General features: G+C 72.0%; 6 protein-coding genes. 5 read left to right on the plus strand and 1 reads right to left on the minus strand.

What is annotated here, in order from left to right; translation table 11 throughout:
- The first annotated feature begins 324 nt into the window (after positions 1-324).
- From ACRDP3_RS11770 to moeZ, 3 genes are all read left to right on the plus strand, one after another.
- The gene (locus ACRDP3_RS11770) at positions 325-1,347 is read left to right on the plus strand and encodes an NAD-dependent epimerase/dehydratase (protein ID WP_431516838.1); all 1,023 of its coding nucleotides are present in this window, start codon (positions 325-327) and stop codon (positions 1,345-1,347) included.
- The gene (locus ACRDP3_RS11775) at positions 1,335-2,138 is read left to right on the plus strand and encodes a spherulation-specific family 4 protein (RefSeq protein WP_431516839.1); all 804 of its coding nucleotides are present in this window, start codon (positions 1,335-1,337) and stop codon (positions 2,136-2,138) included. The genes ACRDP3_RS11770 and ACRDP3_RS11775 overlap by 13 nt, the downstream gene beginning before the upstream one ends.
- A 61-nt stretch (positions 2,139-2,199) precedes the next feature.
- Complete coding sequence (moeZ, locus tag ACRDP3_RS11780) at positions 2,200-3,378, plus strand: adenylyltransferase/sulfurtransferase MoeZ (RefSeq protein WP_431516840.1); 1,179 nt, start codon at positions 2,200-2,202, stop codon at positions 3,376-3,378.
- Positions 3,379-3,459: 81 nt separating this feature from the next.
- Here the strand turns inward: moeZ and ACRDP3_RS11785 are convergent, their stop codons facing one another.
- Positions 3,460-6,243, minus strand: a complete 2,784-nt coding sequence (locus ACRDP3_RS11785; RefSeq protein ID WP_431516841.1) for a lysylphosphatidylglycerol synthase transmembrane domain-containing protein — start codon at positions 6,241-6,243, stop codon at positions 3,460-3,462.
- 80 nt (positions 6,244-6,323) lie between these two features.
- Here ACRDP3_RS11785 and ACRDP3_RS11790 point away from each other — a divergent pair, with 80 nt between their 5' ends.
- Together ACRDP3_RS11790 and ACRDP3_RS11795 are read left to right on the plus strand one after the other, a co-directional pair.
- Positions 6,324-6,677 carry an MGMT family protein gene (locus tag ACRDP3_RS11790; RefSeq protein ID WP_431516842.1) on the plus strand — a complete coding sequence of 118 codons (354 nt, stop codon included), beginning with the start codon at positions 6,324-6,326 and terminating at the stop codon, positions 6,675-6,677.
- 155 nt (positions 6,678-6,832) lie between these two features.
- Positions 6,833-7,956 (plus strand): ATP-dependent helicase (locus ACRDP3_RS11795; RefSeq protein ID WP_431516843.1); only part of this gene is annotated, 1,124 nt, incomplete at its 3' end.

Genomic DNA, 7,956 nt, shown 5'->3' on the forward strand with positions numbered 1-7,956 from the left:
GGCCTATGAACGTCCCCTGCACGCCGCCCTCACCGCCGTCGGCCCGGCTGCCGTACCGGCTGTCGCCTGCGGGTGCGCGGCGCTGGCGTTGCTGGCTTACGCGAGCAGCGCGCTCACCGGAGCCGCCGCCCACCACCGTGGAACGGCGCCCTGATGGCCGCGCGCCGACCCCGCTTCCGTACGCCGGACCCCCCTTCGTACGGAGGCCCGCTCAGGGCCGGGGTCCGCGCCGCGTGCATGACCTGTGACACAGACAAAGGAGCAACCCCAGATGACCACCGACCAGCCGTCACACGGCACCGTTCGAGACCGGGAGGGCACGCGATGAGAGTGCTGCTGCTCGGAGCCGGCGGATACCTCGGCCGCTTCGTCGCCGACCGGCTGCTGGCGGACCCCGCCGTGCAGCTCACCGCCCTCGGACGGAACGACGACGCCGACGTCCGCTTCGACCTGTCCACCGGCAGCCCAGGGGCGCTGACCCGCTTCCTGGACGCGGTGCACCCGGGTGTCGTCGTCAACTGCGCCGGCGCCACCCGCGGCGGTGCGCGCGATCTCACCCGGCAGAACACGGTGTCCACGGCCACCCTGTGCGAGTCGCTGCGCCGCAGTGGCTGCGGTGCCCGGCTGGTGCACCTCGGCTGCGCCGCGGAGTACGGGCCCGCGCAGGCGGGCTCGTCCACCGGCGAGGCTGCCGTACCGCGCCCCGGCGGTCCGTACGGGGTGAGCAAGCTGGCGGCGACAGAGCTGGTGCTCGCCTCCGGGCTGGACGCGGTCGTACTGCGCGTCTTCTCACCCGCGGGTCCCGGCACCCCGGCCGGCTCACCGCTGGGCCGGCTGGCGGAGGCCATGCGACGGGCGATGCAGCAGGGCGACGGTGAGATGAAGCTGAGCGGGTCGGCGGTGCAACGGGACTTCGTGGATGTGCGGGACATCGCGCGGGCCGTGCACGCCGCGTCGCTCTCGGCGGCGCAGGGCGTCATCAACATCGGCACAGGGCGGGCGGTCCGGCTGCGTGACGCCGCGGCGGTGCTCGCCCGGGTCGCGGGGTTCGCGGGCTCCCTCCACGAGCTGGACCCGTCCGTGCCCTCCGTTCCCGGTCCCGGTCCCGCCGCGGGGGGGCCGACGCACCCGACGGTCCCCTTCGGCTCCCAGGGGTCCGCGCTGCCGGCGGCATCCGCGGGTGCGGCCATGATGGCGGTACCGGCCGCGTACCCCTACCCGGACGGCTGCGGCAGCTGGCAGCAGGCGGATGTACGGACAGCGCGTGACCGGCTCGGGTGGCGGCCGCGGATCGGGCTGGAAGAGTCGCTGGCGGACATCTGGATGGAGGCGGCATGCCGCATCTGACGGCTCCTGGCGGAGCGGTGCGTGCGGCTGCCGGGACGGCGGGGCGGATCGGGTTCGGCGTCCCGGGCTGGGCGCACCCGATGCTCGCCCCCCTGGAGTGGGCCGCACTGGCCCGGCCCGGGCTGCCCTTGCACTGGGCGGTGCTCGACGTGGCAGGCGGGCCCGGAGCCCGCCCCGACCCGTACTGCCTGGCATCGGCGGCCCGGTCGCACGAGGCCGGGGTCGGCATCCTGGGGCATCTCGACATGCGGGACGGCGCGCGGCCGTTCGGCGAACTGGTCTCGGACGCGCACCGCTTCCTGGACTGGTACCGCGTCGACGGCTTCTACCTGGCGAACTGTCCTGCCGGGCATGCGCACCTGCAGGAGACCCGGCGCCGCGCGACGACGCTGCGCGCGCTGTGCGCACAGCAGCAGCGTGGCCTGGACGGTGCACCCGGCGCCGAGCCGGGCGGGCGGGCGCCCCTGGTCTTCGCGCACGGCACCCATCCCCATCCCGGATACGCGGAGCTGGCCGATCAGTTGGTGACCTTCGCCGGCGGCTGGACCGACTACCGCTGGTCGCAGGCGGCCGAGTGGACCGCCGACTATCCGAGGGAGCACTTCTGCCACTTGGTGCACGGTGTCCCGCGTACCCACCTCGACGAGGCGCTGCGCATCGCGCGCTGGCAGGGAGCGGGCACCGTCTACTTCACCGACAGGACGGACCGGGGCGGCCGGAACCCCTGGCAGGGGCTGCCCGGCTACTGGGACGAGATCGTCTCGCTGCTCGGACCGGGTGTCTCGGAATGAGGAGGGGCGTGGCAGTGTTACGGGAGAACAATCGTACGTTCCACCGACCAACGGAGTCTCCGTGTCGCTGCCACCCCTGGTCGAGCCGGCTGCCGCGCTCACCGTTGACGAGGTCCGCAGGTACTCCCGCCACCTGATCATCCCTGATGTCGGGATGGACGGGCAGAAGCGGCTGAAGAACGCCAAGGTGCTGTGCGTGGGCGCCGGCGGGCTCGGCTCGCCCGCCCTGATGTACATGGCCGCCGCGGGCGTGGGCACCCTCGGCATCGTGGAGTTCGACGAGGTCGACGAGTCGAACCTGCAGCGCCAGATCATCCACAGCCAGTCCGACATCGGCCGGACCAAGGCCGAGTCCGCGAAGGACACGGTGCTCGGGATCAACCCGCACACCGAGGTCAGGCTCCACCAGGAGCGCCTCGACTCCTCGAACGTGATGGAGATCTTCGCCGAGTACGACCTGATCGTGGACGGCACCGACAACTTCGCCACCCGCTATCTGGTCAACGACGCCTGCGTGCTGCTGAACAAGCCGTACGTCTGGGGCTCCATCTACCGCTTCGACGGCCAGGCATCCGTCTTCTGGAGCGAGCACGGACCGTGCTACCGCTGCCTGTACCCGGAGCCCCCGCCGCCCGGGATGGTGCCGAGCTGCGCCGAAGGCGGCGTGCTGGGCGTGCTGTGCGCGTCCGTCGGGTCGATCCAGGTGAACGAGGCGATCAAGCTGCTCGCCGGCATCGGCGATCCGCTGGTCGGACGCCTGATGATCTATGACGCACTGGAGATGAGCTACCGCCAGGTGAAGGTCCGCAAGGACCCCGGCTGCGCCGTGTGCAGCGAGAACCCGACGGTGACCGAGCTCATCGACTACGAGGCGTTCTGCGGCGTCGTCTCCGAGGAGGCGCAGGAGGCCGCGGCCGGTTCCACCATCACTCCCAAGCAGCTCAAGGAGTGGATGGACGACGGCGAGCGGATCGAGGTCATCGACGTCCGCGAGCCGAACGAGTACGAGATCGTCTCGATCCCCGGTGCGAAGCTCATCCCCAAGGACGGCTTCCTGATGGGGAACGCGCTGCAGGACATGCCGCAGGACAAGAAGATCGTCTTGCATTGCAAGACGGGTGTCCGATCCGCGGAAGTGCTCGCAGTGCTCAAGGACGCGGGCTTCGCGGACGCCGTGCACGTCGGCGGCGGCGTCATCGGCTGGGTCAACCAGATCGAGCCGGACAAGCCGATCTACTGACGTCCCCGGACAGCCTTGGGCCCGGCAAGCGCGGACTGCGCGGGCCGGGCCCTCGCCCGTGCCGGGGCGCCCCGGGAGAGCTCAGAGCGCGCCCTTCCTGGTCAGCTGGGTGAACGCCATCCAGCCCGGCAGCACCGGCAGCCACAGCGTCAGCAGCCGGAAGAGCAGCACGGCCGGCGTCGCGATCTCCTTCGGCACGCCGAAGGTGATCAGACCCGCGATCAGCGCGGCCTCCACCGCGCCCAGGCCGCCTGGCGTCGGCGCGGCCGACCCCAGGGCGTTGCCCGCCAGGAATACCACCGCGATGCTGGCGTAGCTCGCGTTGTACCCGAAGGCCAGCACGCAGGCGTACAGACACATCACGTTGAAGAGCGTGAGCAGCAGCATCCCGCCGATGCCCGCCACCAGCTTCCGCGGCCGCTGCACCACATCCAGCATCCGTGGCACGACCCCGGCGAACAGTGACCGCAGCCGGTCGGAGACCCATCTGCGCAGCGCCGGAACCGCTGTCACGATCAGCACCAGTACGGCCGCCGCCAGCAGCCCCGCGATGACCGTCCGCGAGGGCGACAGGGTCGGCGTGTGCTCGGTTCCGGTGAGGTAGCCGAAGAAGAGCAGCAGCGTGATGTGACTGCCCAGCCCGAACAGCTGTGAGGCGCCGACGCTGGAGACGGCGTGCCCGGGCCGTACCCCGGCGCGCTGCAGGAAGCGGGTGTTGAGGGCGACGCCGCCGACGGCGGCCGGGGCGACCAGCTTCACGAACGAGCCCGCCACCTGTGCGACCACCGTACGCAGCCAGGGCACCTTCTCCGGCACGAAGCCGAGGAGCGACATCGCCGCGGCGGGATAGGTGAGCGCGGACAGGACCACGGCGCCGCCCACCCAGGCCCAGTTGGCCTCTCCGACGACCTGGCTGAACTCGACCTGGCTGAGCTGGGTGAGCAGGAAGTACGCGGCCAGCGCGCCGGCGACGAAGGTGACCACGGTGCGCGGTCTGACCCGCTCCAGCCGGGCCGGCTCGATGGGCGCCTGCGGTCTGATCAGCAGCACCTGCTGCCGGATCTGCGCCAGCAGATCCTCCTCGCGCGCCTCCTCCAGCGCCTCGTCGATGGCCCGCTTCTCGGCGTGCTTCTCCGCGCGCAGCGACTTGCGGTGCGACGTGTGCCCCCCGGACTCCGGCACGGCCGAGTCCTGCGGATGCGCCTTGGTCTCCTTGTTGGCCCGGGACGCCGCGATGACCGCCTCGCGCTCGCGCTGGGTGCGCTCCTTGGCGAGCCTGCGCAGTGTGTGGCGCGTACTGCGGCTGAGCGCGATGGGCTGCAGCAGCGGCAGACTGTCGGCGATCGCGTCAGGGCCCAGCACGTCGACGGCGGCGGCGACCGCCCGCTGTGCACCGACGCGGAGTCCGAACGTGGTCATCAGCTGGGCGATGTCCATCCGCAGGACGACGTCGCCCGCGGCGATCTCACCACCCCGCATGTCTGTCAGATAGACCGTGCCGGAGGTGTCCACCAGGAGCGCGTCGCCGACCAGCCGGCGGTGGGTGATGCGGCGCGACTGGAGCGCCTTGACCTGGTGCCAGGCCGCGCGCATCAGCTTGTCGGTGACCTCCTCGTCGGGGAGCGAGTCGAGGCTGCGGGCGTCGATGTGCTCGTAGACGAGCATCACCGCGTCCGGGCCCAGTTCGGAGGTGGCGATCAGCCGCGGGGCGTTGGCGCCGGCGGCGATGGCGGCGTAGGCGAGCAGCGCCTCCTGCTCCAGAGCCTGGCGCAACGACTGGAGGCTGCGGTTCTGGATGACGCCGCGCAGCGTCAGCCGGCGCCACGTCCGGTAGAAGAAACCTTGCGCCTGCTGTTCACGGTCGACGACGGTCACATCGATGGGCGGGCCGTGCTCCAGGGTGACGCGGTAACGGCGGCCGTGGTCCGCGGTCTCGGCCGCTTCACCGCCCTCGGCACCCTCCGGGCCTTCGACGCGCAGCGCGCTCACCGCCGTGAAGCCGACGCGGCGCAGCCCGGCGAGCAGTGTCTGGCCGGTCGGGCGGACGTTGGGCGTGCCGACGGCGTACAGCGTGCCGTACGCCACCGACCAGCCGATCAGCAGCGTCACGATGATGGAGAACAGCGTCGAGTAGCCGGGGAAGAGGACCGCGAAGGCGTTCAGCAGCAACACCGCCCACAACAGCACCCGCCAGCGCGGCCTGCGGGCCATCCCGACAGCGGTCATATAGGCGATGACCGGGGCCAGGTAGCTGTGCACCGGGGCGGTCAGCCCGGTGTCGGTGATCTGCTTGGTGAGCGCGTCCCGGACCGTTTCGGGTGCCACCTCGGCCACCCACAGATCGACGGCCAGCGAGACGCCGTGCGCGAGGACGGCGGCGAGCACACCGTCCGCGATCCGCAGCCCGTCGCGCTTGATCAGCCGTTCGATGGCGAAGGCGACGGGTACCAGCAGCACGGCGATGCTGGACGCCAGACCGGTCAGGCTGATCAGCAGTGGCGGCGCCTGCTCGGTGCCCTTGTCGATGTCCTGTTCCAGGCCCGTCGTGGTGCCGTGCGCGAATTGGGCGACGACCAGCACGACGATGATGCCCAGCACGCCGAGCCCCAGCCGCAGCAGGTCGGACGGGCGGTGCACACGGGCAGGCAGCAGCGGCTCGTCGCTCTCGACCCGGTCGGTCGTCTCGGGCGGGCCGGGGGTGCCGCCGTCGTCACGGCCGTCTCCGCCGTCCTCGCCCTCCCGGTCCGGAGTACCGGGCGGCTTGTCACCGTTCCGGGCAGCACCGTCGGCGGCGGGGCCCGCCCCTTGATGAGGCCGCCCACCCTGCCGCTGACCGGCTGCCGCTCCGTCTTGATCCCGTATCACTCGTCACCGCCCGGATGATGGTGGCACGGGAGAAGGACAGAAGGGGTCACCAGGGTGGCCTGTCGGTGGCGTACGGCACCATGGCCCGCATGGATGAGTGCGAACTGCCGGAGCTGCCGGAGTACGCGGAACGGGTCCTGGACGTCACCGAACGCATCCCGCCCGGCCGGGTGCTCACCTACGGCGACGTCGCCGAGTGGCTCGACGCCGGTGGGCCGCGCCAGGTGGGCCGCGTGATGGCGCTGTACGGGGCGGCGGTGCCCTGGTGGCGCGTCGTACGGGCGGACGGTGTGCTGCTGGCCGGTCACGAGCTGCGGGCGCTGGAGCAGTACCACGCGGAGGGCACACCGCTGCGGGACGCGGGGAGGGCGACGGCGGGGCACGTACAACGAATCGACATGCGCAGGGCCAGGTGGGACGGCGGTGCCCGGTGACCACCGACTGCGGCTGCTCACAGCTACCACCTTCCGCCAAGCCCACCCGTCACACGTACCGGGCCACCCGTATGAGGTACCCGGGTAACCCGCTGCGGCTCGAGTGCCCGCTGCCGTAGCGTCTGCACCACTCAGCACAGACCCTCCCCAAGGCGATCCACGTGAGCTCCTCCCGCCCGTCCGCTGCGCACTCGCCACCTCCCGGCGCCGGCCCCGCCGGCTCCGCCGGCCGGACGTCCGGTCCGGGGCCCGGCACGTACCGGCTGGTGCGCACGCCCCCGGTGCCGGTGGATTCTCCTGCCTTGGACGCACGGCAGCGCTGTGTGGTTGACCATTCCGGCGGACCGCTGCTGGTCCTGGCGGGCCCGGGCACGGGCAAGACCACGACGCTGGTCGAGGCCGTCGCCGAGCGGGTACGGGCGGGCGCGGATCCGGAGCGGATTCTCGTGCTCACCTTCAGCCGCAAGGCGGCGGTGGAACTGCGTGACCGGATGGCCGCGCGCATGGCGGCCCTCCCGGAGCGGACCTCGGCGCCACAGGCGACGACCTTTCACTCGTACTGCTACGCGCTCGTCCGTGCCCACCAGGACGCCGACCTGTTCGCCGAGCCGCTGCGTCTGCTGTCGGGACCCGAGCAGGACCTCTACATCCGCGAACTGCTGGCCGGCCAGCTCGCGCTGGAGAAGGAGGGCCGCGCCCGGACCGGCTGGCCGGACGAACTGCGCGCCTGTCTGACCACCCGGGGGTTCGCCGACGAGGTCCGCGCGGTGCTCGCCCGGAGCCGGGAGCTCGGGCTGGGCCCGGACGCGCTCAGCGCGTTCGCGCGGCGCACCGGAAGGCCCGACTGGGGAGCGGCGGCGGGTTTCCTCGCCGAGTACCTCGACGTGCTCGACGCGCAGGGCGTGCTCGACTACGCGGAGCTGGTGCACCGTGCGGTGCTGTTCGCGGAGTGCCCGGACGTCACCGCCGGTCTGCGGGACAGGTACGACGCGGTCTATGTCGACGAGTACCAGGACACCGACCCCGCACAGGTGAGGCTGCTCCAGGCGCTGGCGGGCGGCGGCCGGCCGCTGGTCGTCTTCGGCGATCCCGACCAGTCCATCTACACCTTCCGGGGCGCGGACGTGAACGGCATCCTCGACTTCCCCGGCACGTTCCCGCAGTACTCGGGCGAGCCCGCCGCGGTGCGGGTGCTGGGCGCAGGCCGCCGTTCCGGAGAGCGGCTGCTGACCGCCACCCGCGAGATCACCCGCCGGATGCCGCTCACCAGGCTCCCCGC

This window comes from Streptomyces sp. (assembly GCF_050698815.1).
Lineage (GTDB): Bacteria > Actinomycetota > Actinomycetes > Streptomycetales > Streptomycetaceae > Streptomyces.